Below are 21,375 nucleotides of genomic sequence, written 5' to 3' on the forward strand. Positions count from 1 at the left end.
AGAGTAAAGACCAAGTCAGGATTTCTGTCGCCTGTACCGGCCCCTTCGCGGGCAAGCCTCGCTCCTACAGGTTTTGGGGCGGACGCAAAAATTCGCGGTCAACCGAAACCTGTGGGAGCGAGGCTTGCCCGCGAAGGCGTCCTCAAAATCGACACAAACCGCTCTATTTCACCGCAGCCCGTACCACCGACAACTCAGGTGTCTGCACCCGTCGCTGGCTCAAGTAGCGCATGCAGCTAACCCGCAAGAACGAGGCGAAATTCACCACTTCGCCGCGGTAGTCCATCACCTCTTCATACAGCTTGGCGATCAACTGATTGGTGGTCATGCCGTCGACCTCGGCGATTTCGCTGAGGATGTCCCAGAACTGATTCTCCAACCGCAGGGTGGTCACCACCCCGCAGATGCGCAGCGAGCGGGAGCGCGACTCGTAGAGAATCGGATCGGCCTTGACGTAGAGCTCGCACATGGAAACGTCCCTCGTTACAGCGTGATTTTGGTGCCCAGCAACCCAAGGAAACCGGCCAGCCAGCTCGGGTGCGCCGGCCAGGCCGGTGCAGTGGCCAGATTGCCTTGAACGTGACCTTCCGTCACCGGGATATCGATGAACGTGCCGCCAGCCAGGCGTACTTCCGGGGCGCACGTCGGGTAGGCGCTGCACTCGCGGCCTTCAAGAATGCCTGCCGCGGCCAACAGTTGCGCACCGTGACACACGGCGGCGATCGGTTTGCCAGCCTTGTCGAACGCTCGCACCAGGTCCAGGACTTTTTCGTTCAGGCGCAGGTACTCCGGCGCACGACCGCCCGGCACCAGCAGCGCGTCGTAGTTCGCTGCATCTACCTTGGCGAAATCGAAGTTCAGGGCAAACAGGTGACCGGGTTTTTCGCTGTAGGTCTGGTCGCCTTCGAAGTCATGAATTGCCGTGCGCACGGTCTGGCCGGCGGTTTTGTCCGGGCAAACGGCGTGTACCGTGTGGCCGACCATCAGCAGCGCCTGGAAGGGCACCATCACTTCGTAGTCTTCGACGTAATCGCCGACCAGCATCAGAATTTTTTTAGCCGCCATGGGGAGGACTCCTCTGGAAAATGCGTGGGCATGCAGGAGTATTCAAAGTAGTCCTTATCCAGCGGGGTGGGTAATAACCAGTTACTACCTGATGGACCGCGTTATCGTTCTTCGCGGGCAAGCCTCGCTCCTACAGGTCTTGTGCCGTTCTTGCGGCCGATGCAAAACCTGTAGGAGCGAGGCTTGCCCGCGAAGGCGTCCGCAAACTGTACGGATAACTCTGCGCCTATCTGTAACAGAGCAGCGCCTGCGGTTTATGGCTAGATAAAGAAACTTCCCCGCCATTCTTAATTCTGGTTGCCATCATGTCCTCGCGCGAAAACACCGGCATGGCCCTCGGCCTGCTCGGCGTCGTTATCTTCAGCCTGACCCTGCCCTTCACCCGGATCGTCGTGCAGGAACTTCATCCGCTGCTCAACGGCCTGGGCCGTGCGTTGTTCGCGGCGATTCCGGCAGCGCTGTTATTGCTGTGGCACCGGGAGAAGTGGCCCACCTGGAAACAAGTCAAAGGCCTGACGCTGGTGATCGCGGGGGTCATCCTTGGTTTCCCGGTGCTGTCGGCCTGGGCCATGCAGACCTTGCCCGCCTCCCATGGGGCACTGGTCAACGGCCTGCAACCGCTGTGCGTGGCGCTGTATGCCGCGTGGCTGTCCCATGAACGTCCGTCGAAAGCCTTCTGGGCCTGCGCCGCGTTGGGCAGTGCGTTGGTGCTCGGTTATGCGCTGATCAGCGGCGCGGGCAGTATTCAGGCCGGTGATTTGCTGATGCTCGGCGCGATTGCCGTGGGTGGGTTGGGTTATGCCGAAGGCGGCCGGTTGGCCAGGGAGATGGGTGGCTGGCAGGTGATCTGCTGGGCGCTGGTGCTGTCGACGCCGCTGCTGATCGGGCCGGTGGTGTATCTGGCGCTGCAACATCAGGGCGAGATCTCAGCCAAAACCTGGTGGGCGTTTGGTTACGTCTCGCTGTTTTCGCAGTTCATCGGGTTCTTTGCCTGGTACGCCGGCCTGGCCATGGGCGGCATTGCCCGGGTCAGTCAGATCCAGTTGCTGCAGATCTTCTTCACCATCGCGTTTTCGGCGCTGTTCTTCGGTGAACACGTCGAGCCGATTACCTGGCTGTTTGCCGCCGGGGTGATCGTGACGGTGATGTTGGGGCGCAAGACGGCGGTGCAACCCGCGCGTGTTGCCACGGCCTAACCCTGTAGGAGCCAGGCTTACCGGCGAAGGCGTCCTCGCAATCGCCTTCGCCGGCAAGCCTGGCTCCTACAGAATTAGCGGCGACCGTCATCCCGCAACTGCCGTCCCATAGCAGCGATCAGAGGTAACCATCAGCCCGCAGCAGGGTTTCCAGGCAATGTTCGCTGATGTGGTAGAAATCCTTCAGTTCCTGGATCTTCACCAACAGCTGAGCCGGGTCCACCGGTTCAGCGCGTTTGACCGCCAGGATCATCTTGTTCTTGTTGGTGTGGTCCAGTGAAATGAACTCAAAAACCTTGGTCTCATAACCGCAGGCTTCCAGGAACAGTGCACGCAAACTGTCGGTGACCATTTCCGCCTGCTGGCCCAGGTGCAGGCCGTATTGCAACATCGGCTTGAGCAGCGTCGGGCTCTGGATCTGCAGGCGGATCTGCTTGTGGCAGCACGGTGAGCACATGATGATCGAAGCGCCGGAACGAATACCGGTGTGAATCGCATAGTCGGTGGCGATGTCGCAGGCATGCAACGCGATCATCACGTCCAGCTCGCTCGGCGCGACGCTGCGCACGTCACCGCATTTGAACACCAGCCCCGGATGCTCCAGCTTCGCCGCCGCGCTGTTGCACAGGTTGACCATGTCTTCGCGCAGCTCGACGCCGGTCACCTCGCCCTCGGCCTTCAACGTGTTGCGCAGGTAGTCGTGGATCGCGAACGTCAGGTAGCCCTTGCCCGAACCGAAATCCGCCACCCGCACGGGTTTGTCCAGCGCCAGCGGCGACGAGGTCAGCGCATGGCTGAAGACTTCGATGAACTTGTTGATCTGCTTCCACTTGCGCGACATCGCCGGGATCAGCTCATGCTGCGCGTTGGTCACGCCGAGGTCTTTGAGAAACGGCCGGCTCAGGTCGAGGAAACGGTTCTTCTCGCGGTTGTGCTCGGCGGACGGCACTTCGCGCAATTGCTGAGGTTTGCTCTTGAACAGCGAAGATTTGCCCTTTTTGCTGTATTCGAGCTGGGCTTCGTCAGTCAATGACAGTAAATGCGCATTCTTGAACGATGCGGGCAACAGCGCAGCAATGGTCGCCACGCCCTCGGCAATTGGCAGGTTCTTGGTGATGTCGCGGGTTTTGTAGCGGTAGACGAAGGACAGGCACGGCTGATCCTTGACCGTCAGTTGCTTGATGATCAGCCGCTGCAAGTCCGCTTCGCCACCGACGTATTTGGCCAGCACCAGTTTGATGAAGGCGTTCTGGTCGAGGCTGGTTTGCAGCAAGTCGATGAACTGGGCGTGATGATCCGGCGCGAGGCTGGCGGGAGTGGCGGTGACAGACATGGGAAAAAACGGCCTCGGGCGGTGCGGATCGGGGAATGGTGGGTATTTTAGGGGGGATGGCCGTTCGGGACACGCAGTTATTTGCCGAACGGTGCGATCCGTAGCAGCTGGCGCAGCCTGCGTTCGGCTGCGCAGCAGTCATAAAATCAAAATACGCGGTGTATCAGATAGACCGTGCCAAGCAAATTTACGACTGCTTCGCAGCCGAACGCAGGCTGCGCCAGCTGCTACAAGGAATGAGTCGCAGCCAAAATGCTGGTTGTCAGCTCAACACCACCAACCGATTCGGCAACTCATTGCGCACATGGGTCACCGGCACATGCACCTTGAGCAACTCGCCGCATGCCTCGATGCATGTCACAAACCCCTGCAACGTCTGCCCCTGTTTCACCTGTTGCGTAAACGCCGCCACAATCGCGTCCCAGTTTTTGTTGTCCAGCCGTTTGGAAATACCTTCATCCACCAGAATCTCCACATAGCGCTCGGCCTCGGAGACGAAAATCAGCATGCCGGTGCTGCCGACGGTATGGTGCAGGTTTTGCTCAAGGAACTGCCGACGCGCCAGGTTCGACGCCCGCCAGTGACGCACCGAGCGCGGGATCAGGCGCGTGGTGACTTTCGGAATCCGGAACACCAGGCACAACACGATGAAACTGAACCATTGCACCAGCAACAGGCTGTGCATGGTCAGCCAGCCCGTCAGGTAATGCACGATACCCGGCACCACCAGCGCCAGCAGACTGGCCCAGAGCAGCGGGATATACGCGTAATCGTCGGCGCGGGCCGCAAGCACCGTCACCAGTTCGGCATCGGTATCGCGCTCGACCCGGGCAATTGCCTCGGCGACTTTGCGTTGTTCGTGTTCAGTCAGTAATGCCATGTTTATGAATGCCTGCTCGCTATTGTTGTTTTTACCTGCAGTGTTATCACCAGCCGCCCGACGAACCACCGCCCCCGAAACTGCCCCCGCCGCCGCTGAAGCCCCCGCCGCCACCGCCGCCAAAACCTCCGCCGCCGAAACCGCCTCCCGAGCCGCCACGGCCTCCTCCGCTTGGCAGAATACCGAACATCTGGCCGATGAAGATCGTCAGGATGAACAGCAACACCAGGAACACGAACAACCCCGGCGGCCGTTCAACGGAATCACTCTCCTGATCACCACGCGGTTCAAACACTGTCGACGGCTCGTCCAGTGGATTGCCGCCCAGCACCACCAGCATCGCCGCGACCCCGTCGCTGATGCCTTTGCTGAAGTTGCCGGCCTTGAACGCGGGCGTGATCACCTGATGGATGATCACCGAACTCTGCGCATCGGTCAGGCGCCCTTCCAGGCCATAACCGACTTCGATCCGCAACTTGCGCTCGTCACGCGCGACGATCAGCAGCGCGCCGTTGTTCTTGTCCTTCTGGCCGATGCCCCAATAGCGTCCCAGCTGATAACCGAAATCCGCGATGTCGGCGCCCTGCAAGTCCGGCAACGTGACCACCACCAACTGCTCGCCGGTGGTTTTTTCGTGGGCGTTGAGCTGTTGCGTCAGCTGCTCGCGCACCGCAGGCTCGATCATCTGGGCGTTGTCCACCACCCGCCCGGTCAATTCCGGGAACTTCAACTCGGCCTGGGCCGTCAGGGTAAACACCCAGAACACCAGCACCAGGCCCACTTTCAACACGCGCATTGGCAACCTCATCCTTGGTGACGCTTCAAGCCCGTTCCGGCGCTTACTGGAACTTCACTTCAGGCGCTTTCTCGGCATCGGGGCTGGTAGCCTCGAAGGTTTCGCGGATCGGCAGATCGCTATACAACACGGTGTGCCACAGGCGACCGGGAAAGGTGCGGATCTCGGTATTGTATTTCTGCACCGCCAGGATGAAGTCGCGACGCGCCACGGCGATGCGGTTCTCGGTGCCTTCAAGTTGCGATTGCAGCGCCAGGAAGTTCTGGTTGGCCTTGAGGTCCGGGTAGCGTTCGGACACCACCATCAACCGACTCAGGGCGCCAGTCAGCTGATTCTGCGCCTGCTCGTACTGTTTTAGCTTTTCCGGATTGTCCAGCGTGCTGGCATCCACCTGAATCGAGGTGGCCTTGGCGCGGGCTTCGATCACCGCGGTCAGGGTTTCTTGCTCATGTCGGGCATAACCCTTGACGGTTTCCACCAGGTTGGGAATCAGGTCGGCGCGACGCTGGTACTGGTTCTGCACCTGGCCCCAGGCGCCCTTGGCTTGTTCGTCGAGGGTCGGGATATTGTTGATGCCGCAGCCGGTCAGCAGTGTTGTCAGCCACATCAAGGCTGCAACCTGCAGGCTCGACCGATAGTGAAGTCGTACATTCATCTGGTTGATGCTCCCTTGCACATTCCGTTGATGAAACAACCTGCGAACTTTGAACCCGGCTCTTGGGGCATAATCTGCGCCGCTACTGGATTGCAACGAGCCAATGGGCTAAAAGATGCCCCGGCGCTAACACATAAGTGTGCTGCATTCACCTGAACAACAATAGTCGCTCCCAAAATTTTGGCTGACCGGCGTGTATTCACTGCCGTTTAGGCTTTTGAGAAAACCATTCATGAAGAAGCTGTGTTTGCTGGGCCTGTTCGTCAGCCTGGCCAGTCATACCGTATTGGCCGCCACGACGCCCGCACCTATAGAGAACAAGGACGCTTTCATCAGCCACCTGATGAAGCAAATGACCCTCGATGAAAAGATCGGCCAGTTGCGCCTGATCAGCATCGGCCCGGAAATGCCGCGGGAGATGATCCGCAAAGAGATCGCTGCCGGCAATATCGGCGGCACGTTCAACTCGATCACCCGCGCAGAAAACCGCCCGATGCAGGACGCGGCCATGCGCAGCCGGTTGAAGATCCCGATGTTCTTCGCCTATGACGTGATCCACGGCCATCGCACCATTTTCCCGATTCCGCTGGCCCTGGCCTCGAGCTGGGACATGGACGCCATTGGTCGCTCCGGGCGCATCGCCGCCCAGGAAGCGGCGGCTGACAGCCTCGACATCACCTTCGCGCCGATGGTCGACATCTCCCGCGACCCACGCTGGGGCCGCACGTCCGAAGGCTTCGGCGAAGACACCTACCTGGTTTCGCGGATCGCCGGCGTAATGGTCAAGGCGTTCCAGGGCTCAGGCGCGAACGCGGCCGACAGCATCATGGCCAGCGTCAAGCATTTTGCCTTGTACGGCGCGGTCGAGGGCGGTCGCGACTACAACGTCGTCGACATGAGCCCGGTCAAGATGTACCAGGACTACCTGCCGCCGTACCGCGCCGCCATCGACGCCGGTGCTGGCGGGGTGATGGTTGCGCTGAACTCGATCAACGGTGTACCGGCCACCGCCAACACCTGGCTGATGAACGACCTGCTGCGCAAGGAATGGGGCTTCAAGGGCTTGGCGGTCAGCGATCACGGGGCGATTTTCGAGCTGATCAAGCACGGCGTCGCCGCTGACGGTCGCGAAGCCGCGAAGCTGGCGATCAAGGCCGGCATCGACATGAGCATGAACGACACCCTCTATGGCAAGGAATTGCCAGGGCTGTTGAAGGCCGGTGAGATCGAACAGAAAGACATCGACAACGCCGTGCGTGAAGTGCTCGCCGCCAAGTACGACATGGGCCTGTTCAAAGACCCGTACCTGCGCATCGGCAAGGCCGAGGATGACCCGGCCGACACCTACGCCGAAAGCCGTCTTCACCGCGCCGAGGCCCGTGATGTGGCGCGTCGCAGCCTGGTGTTGCTGAAAAACCAGGGCGACACCCTGCCGCTGAAGAAAACCGCGAAAATCGCTCTGGTCGGTCCACTGGCCAAGGCGCCGATCGACATGATGGGCAGCTGGGCCGCTGCTGGCCGTCCCGAGCAATCGGTGACCTTGTTCGACGGCATGACCAATGCGCTTGGCGCGCAGTCGACGCTGATCTACGCCCGTGGCGCGAACATCACCAGCGACAAGAAAATCCTCGATTACCTGAACTTCCTCAACTTCGATGCGCCGGAAGTGGTGGATGATCCGCGTTCGGCCAATGTGTTGATCGATGAAGCGGTGAAAGCCGCGCAACAGGCCGATGTGGTGGTCGCAGCGGTGGGCGAATCCCGTGGCATGTCCCACGAATCGTCGAGCCGCACTGACCTGAACATCCCGGCCGCCCAACGCGAGTTGATCAAGGCGTTGAAAGCCACCGGAAAACCGCTGGTATTGGTGTTGATGAACGGCCGGCCGCTGTCGATTCTCGAAGAGAACGAGCAAGCTGACGCGATTCTGGAAACCTGGTTCAGCGGCACCGAAGGCGGTAACGCCATCGCTGACGTGCTGTTCGGCGACTACAACCCGTCGGGCAAACTGCCGATAACCATCCCCCGCTCGGTGGGTCAGATTCCGACCTACTACAACCACCTGAGCATTGGCCGGCCGTTCACTCCGGGCAAACCGGGCAACTACACCTCGCAGTATTTCGAAGACACCACCGGGCCGCTGTTCCCGTTCGGCTTCGGCCTGAGCTACACCCAGTTCAGCCTGACCGACATGGCGCTGTCGTCGACCACCCTGAACAAGACCGGCAAGCTCGACGCCAGCGTCGTGGTGAAGAACACCGGCAAGCGTGACGGCGAAACCGTGGTGCAGCTGTACATCCAGGACGTGACCGGTTCGATGATCCGCCCGGTCAAGGAGCTGAAGAACTTCCAGAAAGTATTGGTCAAGGCCGGCGAACAGAAAGTCGTGCACTTCACCATCACCGAGGATGACCTGAAGTTCTACAACGCCCAGCTCAAATACGCCGCGGAACCGGGCAAGTTCAACGTGCAGATCGGCCTGGACTCCCAGGACGTGACGCAGCAGAGCTTTGAGTTGTTGTAATTCCCGACACGCCGCAAAACAAATGTGGGAGCGGGCTTGCTCGCGAAGACGGCTTAACATTCAACGAAGATGCTGAATGTCAGACCGCTTTCGCGAGCAAGCCCGCTCCCACATTAGGTTTAGGGTGTTGCGAAAATTGGGCTCAGCCCCGCCGATCCAGCAGATTCACCACCAGCCGATCCACCCATCCCCACACCCTCTGCTTGACCCGCCGCCACAACGGTCGGCGCTTCCATGCTTCGAGGCTGACTTCCTGGCTCAGGGCAAAGTCATTTTCGAAACTCGCCGCCACCGCCCGGGTCAGTTTGGGGTCCAGGGCTTCGAGGTTGGCTTCCAGATTGAAACGCAGATTCCAGTGATCGAAGTTGCAGGAGCCGATGCTCACCCAGTCATCGATCAACACCATCTTCAGATGCAGGAAACACGGCTGGTATTCGAAGATCTTCACCCCGGCCCGGAGCAGACGCGGGTAGTAGCGATGCCCGGCGTAGCGCACCGACGGATGATCGGTGCGTGGCCCGGTCAGCAGCAGACATACATCGACGCCACGAGCCGCCGCCCGGCGCAGTGAGCGACGGACTTTCCAGGTCGGCAGGAAATACGGCGTGGCCAGCCAGATTCGGCGCTGGCCACTGTTCAGCGCGCGAGTCAGTGATTGCAGAATATCGCGGTGTTGGCGGGCGTCGGCATAAGCGACCCGGCCCATGCCCTCGCCCATGACTGGCACTCGCGGCAAGCGCGGCAAACCGAAGTGTGCAGTGGGTTTCCAGGCGCGCCGATAACGGTTGGCGATCCATTGGCGGTCGAACAGCAACTGCCAGTCGATGACCAAGGGACCGGTGATTTCCACCATCACTTCGTGCCATTCGCTGGTGTCTTCGCCCGGGGTCCAGAACTCATCGGTGACCCCGGTGCCGCCGACCACCGCCAGGCATTGATCCACCAGAAGCAGCTTGCGGTGATCGCGATAAAAGTTGCCCACCCAACGGCGCCAGCTCAGGCGATTGTAGAAACGCAACTCAACACCGGCGGCCATCAGGCGCTGACGCAAGGTCAGGGTAAAGGCCAGGCTGCCGTAGTCATCGAACAGGCAGCGCACCCGCACGCCGCGTTCGGCAGCCTGGACCAGCGCCTGAACCATGGCCTCGGCGCAGGCCCCCGCCTCCACCAGGTACAGTTCCAGTTCGACTTGTTCTTCGGCACGGGCAATCGCCACCAGCATTCGCGGAAAAAACTGCGGGCCATCGATCAGCAGTTCAAAGCGGTTGCCTTCGCGCCACGGGAAAATTGCGCCGCGCATCTCAGCGCGCCGTGAAAATCAGCACCGCACCCACCGGCACCGACAGACTGATGGCCGACAAACCGGCAACCTTGCGCAAGCTTTCCAGGCCCGGGGCCAGGTCGAAGTCTTCAGCGTTGATCACCAAAGGTTCAAGAGTCACCACTTGGAAGCGCCGGTCATCGAGACGGGTCGCCAGCAGTTCGGCGTTGTATTGGTGTTGTTTGCCATGCAGGTTGACGGTCAGCGGCAAGCGCAACTCCAGTTGCGCACCGGGCGCCAGGTCGTTGATCGGCCGTAGATCGATTTGCGTGCTGATCAGCGCTTCAGGGAACGTCTGGATATCGAACAGCTCCTTGCGCATGCGTTCGTCGCGCAACGGAATGCCGCTGTTGACCGACTCCAGCTCGACCTCCACCTGCGCGAGGCCCTTGGGATCGACCTTGCCGTGCAGCACCAGAAAGCGCTGCACTTCGGAGATGTTGGCGTTTTTAGTGCTGATGAACGACAGCCGCGAGGACTCGCCGTCCAGGTACCAATTGGCCTGGGCCGACACGGTGACACCGGCCAGCAACAGGGAAGCGAGGGTTTTGCAGACAAAGCGGTTGAACATAGAGACTCATGGGCAGATAAACCTGAGCGAACCTTAACTGGCCTGAGGCAGGTTGCAAACTTTCTGTTGCTCCGACCCAACCTTTGTGGCGAGGGAGCTTGCTCCCGCTGGAGTGCGAAGCGCTCCCAAAATCAGACAATGAGTTCTTCCAGTAAGACCTCGGCCGCTGGCATTACGACTGCTTCGCAGCCGAGCGGGAGCAAGCTCCCTCGCCACAAAAAAACTGACCGCTTTCACGGTTGCAGGCGACATCCCTGCCGTTCACCACCCCAAACAGCGCTATGGCTGCGCCCCATACCACCCACCGTCACGCGCTTGTTCGCGGCGTCATCGACGAACCCGCTGGTGGGCAAATACTGCTTCACATAGCCCTGGCAATACTCGGCCGGATTGTTCATCACATAGCGGCACGAGCAGTATTCCTTGGCGGTGTAGGCGCTGATGATGTCCGGGAAAGCCCATAGCGCCACCCGCTCCTGCCAGCCCCAGCCAAGCAAGGCGATCAGCAGCACCAGCAACAGCGTGCTGAACGGCCGACGGCGAATAAAGCTGCGGCGGCTCATGGCTGCACCTGCATGGCAAATGCCTTGAGCGCGAGTCTGAGCAATTCGTTGTGCCGATAACTCCCATCGCGATCATCGCCGTAGCGCACGATCACCAGGTTTTCGCTGGGAATCACGTACATCGCCTGACCCCAATGGCCCAGCGCGGCGAAGGTGTCGACAGGGGCGTCGGGCCAGGGTTGTGTCGCGCCATCCACGGCGCGATTGAGCCACCAATGCCCGCCGGGCACGGCTTCATCCTGGTTGGCCTGATAGCGGGCGAAAGGCTCACGACTGAAGTCGACCCAATCCTTGGGCAGCAATTGCCGCTCACGCCAACGACCGTCGCGCGCCATCAACAGGCCGACCCGCGCCAGGTCCCGGGCAGTGAGATAGGCGTAGGACGATGCGACAAACGTGCCTGTGGCATCCGCTTCCCACACCGCACTGCGAATCCCCAAGGGTTCGAACAGCGCAGTCCATGGATAATCAGGATAACGGGCCGGGCCGACGATGGTTTTCAGCGCGGCGGACAGCAGGTTGCTGTCGCCACTGGAATAGCGGAATGCCTGACCGGGTTTGGCGTACTCGTCGTGCTCAACAGTGAACGCGGCCATGTCGCGGTGTCCACGGGTGTAGAGCATGGCCACCACCGAGGACTTCAATGGGGCATATTCGTAGTCTTCCTGCCAGTCCAGGCCCGAGGCCCAGTGCAACAGATCGGCCATGGTCATGGCCGAGTGTTTTTCCAGCGCAGGATAGAATTTCTGCACCGGATCCTGGAGTTTGAACAGCCCTTCGCCATAGGCCACACCGAGCACCGCGCCCATCAGGCTTTTGCTGATCGACCAGGTCAGGTGCGGCGTTTGCGCAGTGGTCGGGCCGGCGTAGCGTTCGTAGATCAGTTGGCCGTCGCGGATCACCAGCAAGGCATCGGTGCGAATGCCTTGGTGAGTGGCATCGTCGCGGGATGGGAAAGCGTAGTTTTCCAGAACCTGAAGTGCCGGGCCGGTGACTTTCGGGCCGGGCGACCATTGCTCGGCCGGCCAGTTTTCGGCCTGGGCTGTGAGGCTGAGCAGCATGAGAATCAGGGACAAGCCTTTGAACATGAGGGGCGCTCGGAGGGATGAACCTGCAGAGCCTAGTCGAGCTTGATGACAGTTTTGGAATTTGCGTCGTCCAAGAGATCGCCTTCGCGAGCAAGCCCGCTCCCACAGTTGATCTGCGGTGTTCACACATTTTGTGCTCACCACAAATCCCCTGTGGGAGCGGGCTTGCTCGCGAAGGGTCCCTTCAGCCTTACAACAATCCCGCCAACGCCTTGGCCAACCGCTTGCCCCGCGCCCCTGCCGCCAAATCCATCACGGTCTGATCGCGCTGCCACATCGCCGCCCATTGTGGCGGGCCATCGGCCAGGGCCTGATTCACTTCAGCCTTGAGCCCGTCGAACTGCGCAAACAACCCGCCCAGCAACACATGCCCGGCCGGATTGTTCGGCGCCTGGCGGCTGACTTCCGCGCACCCGGCCAGCAGCGCCAGCAAGCGCAGTTGCAAGGTTTGCGGCCAGTCGCTGTCTTGGCCAACGCCAAACAGCCACGCAATCATGGCGCTCAGCACATAGATGTCTTCCAGGGTTCGGAACGGTTTGACGTAAGCGTCCCAGCCATCCCCTGCGAGCAATTCACACAGCGCGTTGTCGAGAAACAAGCGGCCGTGGCTGATGTCCGGCATCAGCGGCATGGGCGCGAGCTTTTCCAGACGCACACCCGGCTCGCCGGGGTAAACCACCGCAAGGTTCAAGCGCGGCACTTCGCCGGGTTCTTCACTGCGAGCAGCGACCAATAGCCAGTCGGCGGCATCGCCAGCGGTGACGAAATCCTTGCGCCCGCTCAGACGTAAATCGCGCAGCCGAGTCTGCATGTCCGCCACCCGCAAACTGCGCTGTTCGGTCGCGCACAACGCGCCGAGGCTCAGTGGCGCGCTCGGCCAGAGCATGCGCAACGCCGCCTGATAGCCCACCAGAAACGCCAGCCCCGGCGTCGCCATCAGCCGTCCGCCGGCCACCGCCAATTCGAACGGCGACACCGCGCCCAACTGTTGCAACAAGGTTGCAAAGCCTTCACCCAGGTCAGGGTCGGCGGGCAGGCGATCGCGGCGTTTCAACAGGGTTTGCCAGGGCATAAGAGGCTCCTCATGGGCTGTCATATAAGCATCACCAAAGCTTCATGGCGATGACACCGGGGCTACATAGCCTGACTTTGCACAACACGGCTGCATAAAGAAAGTCGATCGGCTGCAACCCAAGACGGGTGGCCAGCCCGCACGGAGACTCACAATGACTCAGATCGCCCGCATCAGCGACACCGGCAATGAACGCCGCCTGCAAGCCGAACGCCTGGTGGGCGCCGAGGCCTTGCAGGAAGCCCAGGCCTTGCGCTTCAACGTGTTCAGCGGCGAATTCAACGCCAAGCTGAAAGGCGCGGAGCTGGGTCTGGACATGGATGACTATGATGTTCACTGCGCCCACATCGGCGTGCGTGACTTGAACACCGGGCGCCTGGTGGCGACCACCCGCTTGCTCGACCACACAGCGGCCAGCAGCCTGGGCAAGTTCTACAGCGAAGAAGAATTCCGCCTGCACGGTCTGGTCCATTTGAAAGGCCCGATCCTGGAAATCGGTCGCACCTGCGTCGACCCGGCCTACCGCAACGGCGGCACTATCGCCGTGCTTTGGGGTGAACTGGCCGAAGTGCTGAACCAGGGCGGCTACAGCTATTTGATGGGTTGCGCGAGCATTCCAATGCAGGACGGTGGCATCCAGGCCCACGCGATCATGCAGCGCCTGCGCGAACGCTACCTGTGCACCGAACACCTGCGAGCCGAGCCGAAGAAGCCATTGCCGACGCTCGATATTCCGTCCAACGTCATCGCCGAAATGCCGCCGCTGCTCAAGGCCTACATGCGCCTGGGCGCGAAAATCTGCGGCGAGCCGTGCTGGGACGAAGACTTCCAGGTGGCCGACGTGTTCATCCTGCTCAAGCGCGACGAGCTCTGCCCGCGCTACGCCAAGCACTTCAAGGCGGCTGTGTAATGAGCCGCTTGCGGGTGTACGCGCGAATTGCGCGAGTGCTTTTGGTGGTGGCGCTGGGTTTGAGCATGGCCAGTGTGTTCGGGTTGTTCGAGCGACTGGGAATTGCCCACTCGATGGTCCGTCGCCAGCGCTGGTCGCGGTTTTTCATGGCGCGGCTGAGCAATGCCCTGCCCTTTCGCGTCACCGTCCATGGTGAATTACCAAAGGTGCCAATGCTCTGGGTGAGCAATCACGTGTCCTGGACCGACATTCCGTTGCTGGGCATGCTCACGCCGCTGTCGTTCCTGTCCAAGGCCGAAGTGCGCACCTGGCCGGTGGCGGGCTGGTTGGCAGCCAAGGCCGGCAGCCTGTTCATTCGCCGTGGTTCAGGTGACAGTCAGTTGATCCGCAAACAGATGACCCGCCATCTGGAGCAGGAACATCCACTGCTGATGTTCCCGGAAGGCACCACCACCGATGGCCGCTCGCTGCGCACGTTTCATGGCCGCTTGCTGTCCGCGGCGATCGATTCCGAAGTGGCGTTGCAACCGGTGGCGATTCGTTATCTGCGCGATGGCGAGCTCGATACCCTGGCACCGTTCATTGGCGATGATGATTTGCTCTCGCACCTGATGCGCTTGTTCGCCAATGATCGGGGTGAGGTGGAGATTCATCTGCTCAAACCGATCGAGTGCCAGGACCGGGAACGTGCGGCGCTGGCGTTCGAGGCGCAGCAGGCGGTGCAGAAGGCGTTGTTCGGTGAAGTCGCAAAACCTGCCGAGCCACGGCGTGCCGGCGAACTGATCGCTGCCTGAATCTGCTTCTGTAAATCTGCCTCTGTAGGAGCGAGGCTTGCCCGCGAAGCTTTTGGCGCCCTCAAGGGCCTCTTCGCGGGCAAGCCTCGCTCCTACGGGGATTTGTGTGACCGATTCTGGGCGAAATGCTGAAGTTGTGGATAGAACAACCGAAAATCCTCGCTCAACGGTTCATACAACCGTCGCAACTCCTGCATAGCCCCGGCTAACTCCTCCGGCCGGGTCAACCTGCGCGAAATCCCCCGTAGCACCTGCTCCAGCACCGCGAATTCCCGGTAAGAACCCAACCAGTCATTGGCCACCATGTGCGGCGCAATCATCGCCAGGCGCTCCGGTAACTGCGGCTCGGCGGACAACACCCGGTAAACGTCAGAAGTGAACTGCGCCAGCGGACGGTCGGCATACAACTCCCAGTCCCGCGCCAGGCAGTGGTCGAAAAACACATCGAGCACAATCCCGGCGTAACGCCGGCGCGTGATGGAAAACCGCGACAAGGCGATGTCCACCCGCGGATGGCGATCGGTAAACACGTCGATGCTGCGGTGCAACTGAATGGCCGCTTCGATCTCCGGATCGAACTGCCCTTGCAGCCGTCCTTTGACGAAATCGCCATACAGACTGCCGAGCATTTGACCGGGGCGCTGGCCACCGAGGTGCAGATGTGCGAGATAGTTCATGCGCGCAGCTTAACACTGCGCCATCCATATCGTTATAACCCGATATACCGATTCACGCGGTCATCAGACCAAAATCATATTGGTATATCGCGAAGTACCGATTTAAAGTTCGCCTCATCGCGATATAGCGTTTTACTCATCACGAGCCCAAACCATGACCATCGACCTCGACGAAATAATAAAAGCGCTGGCACACCCAGTACGCCGAGACATCCTCATCTGGCTGAAAGACCCCAAGGTCCAGTTCCCGGAACAGCTCCACAACCACGAGTACGGCATTTGCGCCGGACAGATCGATCAACGCTGCGGCCTGTCGCAGTCGACCGTGTCCGCCCATTTGGCGACCTTGCAACGGGCGGGACTGATCAGCAGCCAGAAAGCCGGTCAATGGCACTTCTTCAAACGCAACGAGGACGTGATTCAGGCGTTCCTCGACGCCATCGACAAGGAGCTCCGCGCTCCGACAAGGAACTGACAATGCCCCTCTCGCTACTCATTCTGGCCTTGAGCGCCTTCGCCATCGGCACCACCGAGTTCGTCATCATGGGCCTGTTGCCCGAGGTGGCGGCCGATCTCGGTGTGTCGATCCCCGGCGCCGGCTGGCTGGTGACCGGTTACGCCTTGGGCGTGGCCATCGGTGCACCGTTCATGGCACTGGCCACCGCCAGGCTGCCGCGCAAGGCCGCTTTGGTAGCGTTGATGGGCATTTTCATTATCGGCAACCTGCTCTGCGCCCTGGCCAGTGACTACAACGTTTTGATGTTTGCCCGTGTGGTCACCGCGCTGTGTCACGGTGCCTTCTTCGGCATCGGTTCGGTGGTGGCGGCAGGTCTGGTGCCGGCCAACAAACGTGCATCGGCCGTGGCCCTGATGTTCACCGGCCTGACTCTGGCCAACGTTCTCGGCGTGCCGCTGGGCACCGCGCTCGGTCAGGAAGCCGGCTGGCGTTCGACCTTCTGGGCGGTGACCGTGATCGGTGTGATTGCACTGATCGGCCTGATCCGCTTCCTGCCGGCCAAGCGCGATGAAGAGAAACTCGACATGCGCGCCGAACTGCGCGCCCTCAAGGGCGCCGGCATCTGGCTGTCCTTGAGCATGACTGCGCTATTCGCTGCCTCGGTCTTCACCTTGTTCACCTATGTCGCCCCGCTGTTGGGCGAGGTCACCGGAGTCTCGCCACGCGGCGTGACCTGGACCTTGATGCTCATCGGCCTGGGCCTGACGGTCGGCAACATCATCGGCGGCAAGTTGGCTGACAAAAGCCTGGCCGCGACGCTGATCGGTGTGTTCATCACCATGGCGGTCGTGTCCACCGTGCTGACCTGGACCAGCATTGCCGTGATCCCGACCGAAATCACTCTATTCCTCTGGGCCACCGCGTGCTTCGCCGCCGTACCCGCGCTGCAAGTGAATGTTGTGACCTACGGCAAGGCGGCACCGAATCTGGTGTCGACCCTGAACATCGGCGCTTTCAACGTCGGCAACGCACTCGGTGCCTGGGTCGGCGGCAGCGTCATCGCCCACGGCTTCGGTCTCACCCGCGTGCCGCTCGCGGCAGCCGCACTGGCTGTACTTGCCCTGCTGGTGACCCTGATTACTTTCCGTCAGAGCGGCAATGCCGAACTGGCCCCTGTTACTAACTGATCTTTAACGAGGGTTGTATTAAATGACGACTATTTTCGATCCGATCAAACTGGGCGACCTCGAGTTGGCCAACCGCATCATCATGGCACCGCTGACCCGCTGCCGCGCCGACGAAGGCCGTGTGCCGAATGCGCTGATGGCCGAGTACTACGTGCAGCGCGCCTCTGCCGGTCTGATCCTCAGCGAAGCCACGTCGGTCACGCCAATCGGCGTGGGCTACCCGGACACTCCCGGTATCTGGTCCAACGACCAGGTGCGCGGCTGGAGCAACGTGACCAAAGCGATCCACGGCGCTGGCGGCAAAATCTTCCTGCAACTGTGGCACGTGGGCCGGATTTCCCACCCCTTGTACCTGAACGGCGAAGCACCGGTCGCGCCGAGTGCCATCCAGCCCAAGGGTCATGTCAGCCTGGTGCGTCCATTGGCCGACTTCCCTACCCCGCGCGCCCTGGAAACCGCGGAAATCGCCGACATCATCGACGCTTACCGCGTGGGTGCCGAGAACGCCAAGGCGGCCGGTTTCGACGGTGTGGAAATCCACGGCGCCAACGGTTACCTGCTCGACCAATTCCTGCAAAGCAGCACCAACCAGCGCACCGACAACTATGGCGGCTCCCTGGAAAACCGTGCGCGCCTGTTGCTGGAAGTGACCGATGCCGCCATCGAAATCTGGGGCGCGGGCCGCGTGGGTGTGCACCTTTCACCACGTGCCGATCTCCATGACATGGGCGACGACAACCTGTCCGAGACCTTCACTTATGTCGCTCGCGAATTGGGCAAGCGTGGCATCGCCTTCATTTGCTCGCGCGAAAAAGAAGCCGGCGACAGCCTCGGCCCACAACTGAAAGAAGCCTTCGGCGGCCCGTACATCGCCAACGAACGCTTCACCAAGGACAGCGCCAACGAGTGGCTGGCCAGTGGCAAGGCCGATGCGGTGGCGTTCGGTGTACCGTTTATCGCCAACCCGGACCTGCCGGCGCGTTTGAAGGCCGATGCGCCGTTGAATGAAGCACGTCCGGAACTGTTCTATGCGAAGGGGCCGGTCGGTTACATCGACTACCCGGTGCTGTAAACATCCGCCGTTGAAATGCAAAAGCCCCGACTCGAAAGAGCCGGGGCTTTTGCATTTTGCATAGAGAAGATCAAAAGATCGCAGCCTTCGGCAGCTCCTACAGATCTTGTCAGCGCTTGCGCTGTCCCCAGGCGACCGCAAGACCGCTGAGGCAAATCACCGTGATCCCGATCACGCCGAAGCTGTCCGGGGTATGGTCGAAGATCAAATACCCGTACATCCCCGCAAACAGGATCTGCCCATAACTGAACGGTGCCAACATCGCCGGCGCTGCATGGCGGAAGGCCTGGGTCAACAACATGTGACCGAGCATGCCGCAAGTGCCCAGCCCGATCATGAACAGGCCGTGCAGCAACGTTGGCGTGCTCCAGAAAAACGGCAACAACGCAGTCATGATCAGGCTGTTGAGAATACCGGTCAGAAAGTTGCTGGTGGTCGGGCTGTCGATACCGCTGAGCATGCGGGTGAGCAATTGATAGAAGCCAAAACACAGCGCCGAACACAGCGGCAGCAGAATCGCCGGGGTGAACAGCGCCCCACCAGGCCGCACGACGATCAACACGCCAACAAACCCACCCAGCACCGCCAGCCATTGGTTACGCGTCACCCGCTCATGCAGCAACGGCACAGACAGCGCCGTCACTAATAGTGGAGCAAGGAAGTTAACGGCCGTGGCTTCGGCCAAGGGGATGTAACGCAGGCCGGTGGTAAAAAACAGGCTGGTGCCGATCAGGCACAGGGCCCGCAGAAACTGCAACCCGGGCCGTTTGGTACGCACCACCGCTGAAAAACCAGTGCGCGGCACGAAAATCACCAGCATCAACAAGGTGTGCACCACGTAGCGTGCCCACACCACCATCACGATCGGGTAAAACCCGGACAGGTATTTGGACAACGTATCGTGACTGGCGAATAACAACACCGCCAGGCAAATCAGTGCGATACCCTTTATCGGCTGCTCGGCGCCCTTGTAGCCCGGGTTGTTAACATTCATTCACAGACTCGACACAAAATTCCTACAAAATACGTAGCTCGCTACCTATCAACTCGGCGAACGTACCTATATAAAAGCACCCCATTACAAAAAGGCGAGTGAAGCGAGGGCGTCTTCTCGCTTCAAGTCTTGACACAAATGGATCCAATTACGCATTTTGTTTCATTTGCGCAGACTGGGACTCAAGCGCAGCATATCCAACCCTGTATCGACACAGCGCTCGGCTTCGGTGTGCAGTTGAAAACTGTCGGGAGCCAATAGCCACTGATACAGAATGCCATCGACGTACGCATGCAGGCTGATGGCCGCGCGAGCAGTGTCAAGGTCTTCCGGCAACTGCCCGCGATTCACCGCATTACTCAGGGCCAGCGCGATTCGCACATTGCAATCGAGACTGACCGTTCGGCGCTGCTGGCGCAGGTCGCACATTTCATCAGTGAATTCGCACTTATGAAACAGAATCTCATTGATGCGTCGGGTTTTCGGGTCCAGGGCAACTTGATGAAACAAATGAATCAGCAGCTTGCGCATGCAGCCCAGCGGATCGAGTTCATCTTCGCTTTCACTGGCCTTGGCCATTTCATCCAGCGGCTCATGCAAGGTATCGAGCATCGCCTGCACCAGATCCGCCTTATTACTGAAATGCCAGTAGATGGCCCCGCGAGTCACGCCGGCCAGGGTAGCGATATCCGCCAGCGTCGTGCGGGCCACGCCCCGCTCGTAGAAGGCTTTTTCTGCCGCTTCGAGTATCTGGCTTCGGGTTTCTTGAGCTTCCTCTTTGGTACGACGGACCATGGCAGTAAAACCTCAATCAGGGGTGCTTCAGCGATGTCTGAATATCAGCTGAAGAAAAGTGGGGCGAGCGCTCTCAGGCTTCGTCTGCGGCCTGCAATTCAAACCTTTGGATGGCTTTTGTAACCGTGTGGATACATCGCCAAGGCCTTTACAAACAACCATGAACGTAAGTATATTCCTTAGCAAGCTACTTATCCACCCGGCAAAAAATTTTTAACCTTCCACATTTCTTGTGCGCAATTGCGCGCCTGACCCGAGGATCTTCATGCAATTCAAGCCAGCTGTTACCGCTCTGGTTACTGCCGTCGCCCTGGCATCGCTGCTCAGCGGATGTAAAAAGGAAGAGGCGGCACCTGCCGCACCAGCCCCTCAGGTCGGCGTCGTAACCCTGCAACCTCAAGCCTTCACCCTGACGTCCGAACTTCCGGGGCGCACCAGCGCGTTCCGCATCGCCGAAGTTCGCCCACAGGTCAACGGCATCATTCTCAAGCGACTGTTCAAGGAAGGCGGCGACGTCAAGGCCGGTCAGCAGCTTTATCAGATCGACCCATCGGTCTATGACGCGACCCTGAAAAGCGCCGAAGCCAACCTGCGTTCGACCAAGTCGATCTCCGACCGCTACAAGCAACTGGTCGACGAACAGGCTGTCAGCCGTCAGGAATACGACACCGCGCTGGCCAACCGCCTGCAATCGGAAGCGTCCCTGCAAAGCGCCCAGATCAACGTGCGCTACACCAAGGTTTACGCACCGATCTCCGGTCGCATCGGCCGTTCGTCGGTGACTGAAGGCGCGCTGGTCAGCAATGGCCAAACCGACGCCATGGCCGTCATCCAGCAACTGGACCCGATCTATGTCGACGTCACCCAGTCTTCGGTGGAGCTGCTTGAGCTGCGTCGCGAACTGGAAAGCGGTCGCCTGCAAAAGGCTGGCGATAATGCCGCCGCGGTCAAGCTGACGCTCGAAGACGGCAGCCAGTACCAGCTGGACGGCAAACTCGAGTTCTCCGAAGTGTCGGTTGACCAGACTACCGGCTCCGTAACTCTGCGTGCCGTGTTCCCGAACCCTGATCACACCCTGCTGCCTGGCATGTTCGTTCACGCTCAGTTGCAGGCTGGTGTGGACAGCGCGGCGATTCTGGCCCCGCAACAAGGCGTGACCCGCGACCTCAAAGGCTCTCCGACCGCGCTGGTCGTCGGTCCGGACAACAAGGTCGAACTGCGTCAGCTCAAGGCCAGCCGCACCGTCGGTAACCAATGGCTGATTGAAGACGGGCTGAAGGCAGGCGATCGCGTGATCACCGAAGGGCTGCAATTCGTCAGACCTGGCGTTGAAGTGAAAGCCACTGAAGCCACTAACGTTGGCGCAAAGAGCCCGGCCACCGCACAGGCAGCTAACACTGCTGCCGGCGGCAAAGGGGAGTAAAC

General features: G+C 60.3%; 22 protein-coding genes. 8 read left to right on the forward strand and 14 right to left on the reverse strand.

Features of this window, described 5'->3' with window-relative positions; translation table 11 throughout:
- Window positions 1-163: 163 nt before the first annotated feature.
- Complete coding sequence (locus tag KW837_RS20450) at window positions 164-469, reverse strand: ribbon-helix-helix domain-containing protein (protein WP_007903755.1); 306 nt, start codon at window positions 467-469, stop codon at window positions 164-166.
- 14 nt (window positions 470-483) lie between these two features.
- A complete protein-coding gene (locus tag KW837_RS20455; protein ID WP_218398248.1) occupies window positions 484-1,065 on the reverse strand; it encodes a DJ-1/PfpI family protein in 582 nt (193 codons plus the stop codon).
- A gap of 305 nt (window positions 1,066-1,370) precedes the next feature.
- Here KW837_RS20455 and KW837_RS20460 point away from each other — a divergent pair, with 305 nt between their 5' ends.
- On the forward strand, window positions 1,371-2,261 hold the full coding sequence (locus KW837_RS20460) for a DMT family transporter (RefSeq protein WP_123499372.1): 891 nt from the start codon (window positions 1,371-1,373) through the stop codon (window positions 2,259-2,261).
- Between the two features lie 118 nt (window positions 2,262-2,379).
- On the opposite strand, the gene KW837_RS20465 is transcribed toward KW837_RS20460, so the two are convergent.
- The 4 genes from KW837_RS20465 to KW837_RS20480 form a co-directional block, all read right to left on the reverse strand.
- A complete protein-coding gene (locus KW837_RS20465; RefSeq protein WP_218398250.1) occupies window positions 2,380-3,594 on the reverse strand; it encodes an SAM-dependent methyltransferase in 1,215 nt (404 codons plus the stop codon).
- A 262-nt stretch (window positions 3,595-3,856) separates the two neighbouring features.
- Entirely contained in the window at window positions 3,857-4,474 is a 618-nt protein-coding gene (locus tag KW837_RS20470; protein ID WP_218398252.1) for a TPM domain-containing protein, read from the reverse strand.
- Between the two features lie 46 nt (window positions 4,475-4,520).
- Window positions 4,521-5,270: a YgcG family protein gene (locus KW837_RS20475; RefSeq protein WP_218398254.1), complete on the reverse strand. Its 750-nt coding sequence runs from the start codon at window positions 5,268-5,270 to the stop codon at window positions 4,521-4,523.
- Window positions 5,271-5,313: 43 nt separating this feature from the next.
- Entirely contained in the window at window positions 5,314-5,925 is a 612-nt protein-coding gene (locus tag KW837_RS20480; protein WP_218398256.1) for a LemA family protein, read from the reverse strand.
- 232 nt (window positions 5,926-6,157) lie between these two features.
- Between KW837_RS20480 and bglX the strand changes: the two genes are divergently transcribed.
- Window positions 6,158-8,449 carry a beta-glucosidase BglX gene (gene bglX, locus KW837_RS20485; RefSeq protein WP_218398258.1) on the forward strand — a complete coding sequence of 764 codons (2,292 nt, stop codon included), beginning with the start codon at window positions 6,158-6,160 and terminating at the stop codon, window positions 8,447-8,449.
- 142 nt (window positions 8,450-8,591) lie between these two features.
- Here the strand turns inward: bglX and KW837_RS20490 are convergent, their stop codons facing one another.
- The 5 genes from KW837_RS20490 to KW837_RS20510 form a co-directional block, all read right to left on the reverse strand.
- Window positions 8,592-9,749 carry a phosphatidylserine/phosphatidylglycerophosphate/cardiolipin synthase family protein gene (locus KW837_RS20490; protein ID WP_218398260.1) on the reverse strand — a complete coding sequence of 386 codons (1,158 nt, stop codon included), beginning with the start codon at window positions 9,747-9,749 and terminating at the stop codon, window positions 8,592-8,594.
- A gap of 1 nt (window position 9,750) precedes the next feature.
- Window positions 9,751-10,341 carry a YceI family protein gene (locus tag KW837_RS20495; protein ID WP_008074532.1) on the reverse strand — a complete coding sequence of 197 codons (591 nt, stop codon included), beginning with the start codon at window positions 10,339-10,341 and terminating at the stop codon, window positions 9,751-9,753.
- A gap of 233 nt (window positions 10,342-10,574) precedes the next feature.
- Window positions 10,575-10,904 (reverse strand): amidase, encoded by a 330-nt coding sequence (locus KW837_RS20500; protein ID WP_218398263.1) that lies wholly within the window; start codon window positions 10,902-10,904, stop codon window positions 10,575-10,577.
- On the reverse strand, window positions 10,901-11,992 hold the full coding sequence (locus KW837_RS20505) for a serine hydrolase (protein ID WP_218398265.1): 1,092 nt from the start codon (window positions 11,990-11,992) through the stop codon (window positions 10,901-10,903). The genes KW837_RS20500 and KW837_RS20505 overlap by 4 nt, the downstream gene beginning before the upstream one ends.
- 190 nt (window positions 11,993-12,182) lie before the next feature.
- On the reverse strand, window positions 12,183-13,064 hold the full coding sequence (locus KW837_RS20510; protein WP_218398266.1) for an acyl-CoA dehydrogenase family protein: 882 nt from the start codon (window positions 13,062-13,064) through the stop codon (window positions 12,183-12,185).
- Between the two features lie 154 nt (window positions 13,065-13,218).
- Here KW837_RS20510 and olsB point away from each other — a divergent pair, with 154 nt between their 5' ends.
- Both olsB and KW837_RS20520 read left to right on the forward strand, forming a co-directional pair.
- Complete coding sequence (gene olsB, locus KW837_RS20515; RefSeq protein ID WP_218398268.1) at window positions 13,219-13,974, forward strand: L-ornithine N(alpha)-acyltransferase; 756 nt, start codon at window positions 13,219-13,221, stop codon at window positions 13,972-13,974.
- A complete protein-coding gene (locus KW837_RS20520; RefSeq protein WP_218398270.1) occupies window positions 13,974-14,768 on the forward strand; it encodes a 1-acyl-sn-glycerol-3-phosphate acyltransferase in 795 nt (264 codons plus the stop codon). The genes olsB and KW837_RS20520 overlap by 1 nt, the downstream gene beginning before the upstream one ends.
- A gap of 92 nt (window positions 14,769-14,860) precedes the next feature.
- On the opposite strand, the gene KW837_RS20525 is transcribed toward KW837_RS20520, so the two are convergent.
- Window positions 14,861-15,445 (reverse strand): ACP phosphodiesterase, encoded by a 585-nt coding sequence (locus KW837_RS20525; RefSeq protein WP_218398273.1) that lies wholly within the window; start codon window positions 15,443-15,445, stop codon window positions 14,861-14,863.
- Between the two features lie 154 nt (window positions 15,446-15,599).
- On the opposite strand from KW837_RS20525, the gene KW837_RS20530 reads away from it, so the two are divergent.
- The 3 genes from KW837_RS20530 to KW837_RS20540 are packed head-to-tail and all read left to right on the forward strand — an operon-like array spanning window position 15,600 to window position 18,161.
- Window positions 15,600-15,920 (forward strand): helix-turn-helix transcriptional regulator, encoded by a 321-nt coding sequence (locus KW837_RS20530; protein ID WP_007903797.1) that lies wholly within the window; start codon window positions 15,600-15,602, stop codon window positions 15,918-15,920.
- A 2-nt stretch (window positions 15,921-15,922) separates the two neighbouring features.
- Complete coding sequence (locus KW837_RS20535; protein ID WP_008010859.1) at window positions 15,923-17,089, forward strand: MFS transporter; 1,167 nt, start codon at window positions 15,923-15,925, stop codon at window positions 17,087-17,089.
- Between the two features lie 22 nt (window positions 17,090-17,111).
- Entirely contained in the window at window positions 17,112-18,161 is a 1,050-nt protein-coding gene (locus KW837_RS20540) for an alkene reductase (protein ID WP_192344313.1), read from the forward strand.
- Window positions 18,162-18,270: 109 nt separating this feature from the next.
- Here the strand turns inward: KW837_RS20540 and KW837_RS20545 are convergent, their stop codons facing one another.
- A complete protein-coding gene (locus tag KW837_RS20545; protein WP_218398275.1) occupies window positions 18,271-19,155 on the reverse strand; it encodes a DMT family transporter in 885 nt (294 codons plus the stop codon).
- Between the two features lie 162 nt (window positions 19,156-19,317).
- Window positions 19,318-19,950 (reverse strand): efflux system transcriptional repressor EmhR, encoded by a 633-nt coding sequence (gene emhR / locus KW837_RS20550; protein ID WP_192344311.1) that lies wholly within the window; start codon window positions 19,948-19,950, stop codon window positions 19,318-19,320.
- Window positions 19,951-20,215: 265 nt separating this feature from the next.
- On the opposite strand from emhR, the gene emhA reads away from it, so the two are divergent.
- Window positions 20,216-21,373, forward strand: a complete 1,158-nt coding sequence (gene emhA / locus KW837_RS20555; protein WP_192344310.1) for an efflux RND transporter periplasmic adaptor subunit EmhA — start codon at window positions 20,216-20,218, stop codon at window positions 21,371-21,373.
- The last annotated feature ends 2 nt before the right edge of the window (window positions 21,374-21,375 follow it).

The sequence above is a fragment of the Pseudomonas sp. PDM24 genome (genome assembly GCF_019218905.1).
Lineage (GTDB): Bacteria > Pseudomonadota > Gammaproteobacteria > Pseudomonadales > Pseudomonadaceae > Aquipseudomonas.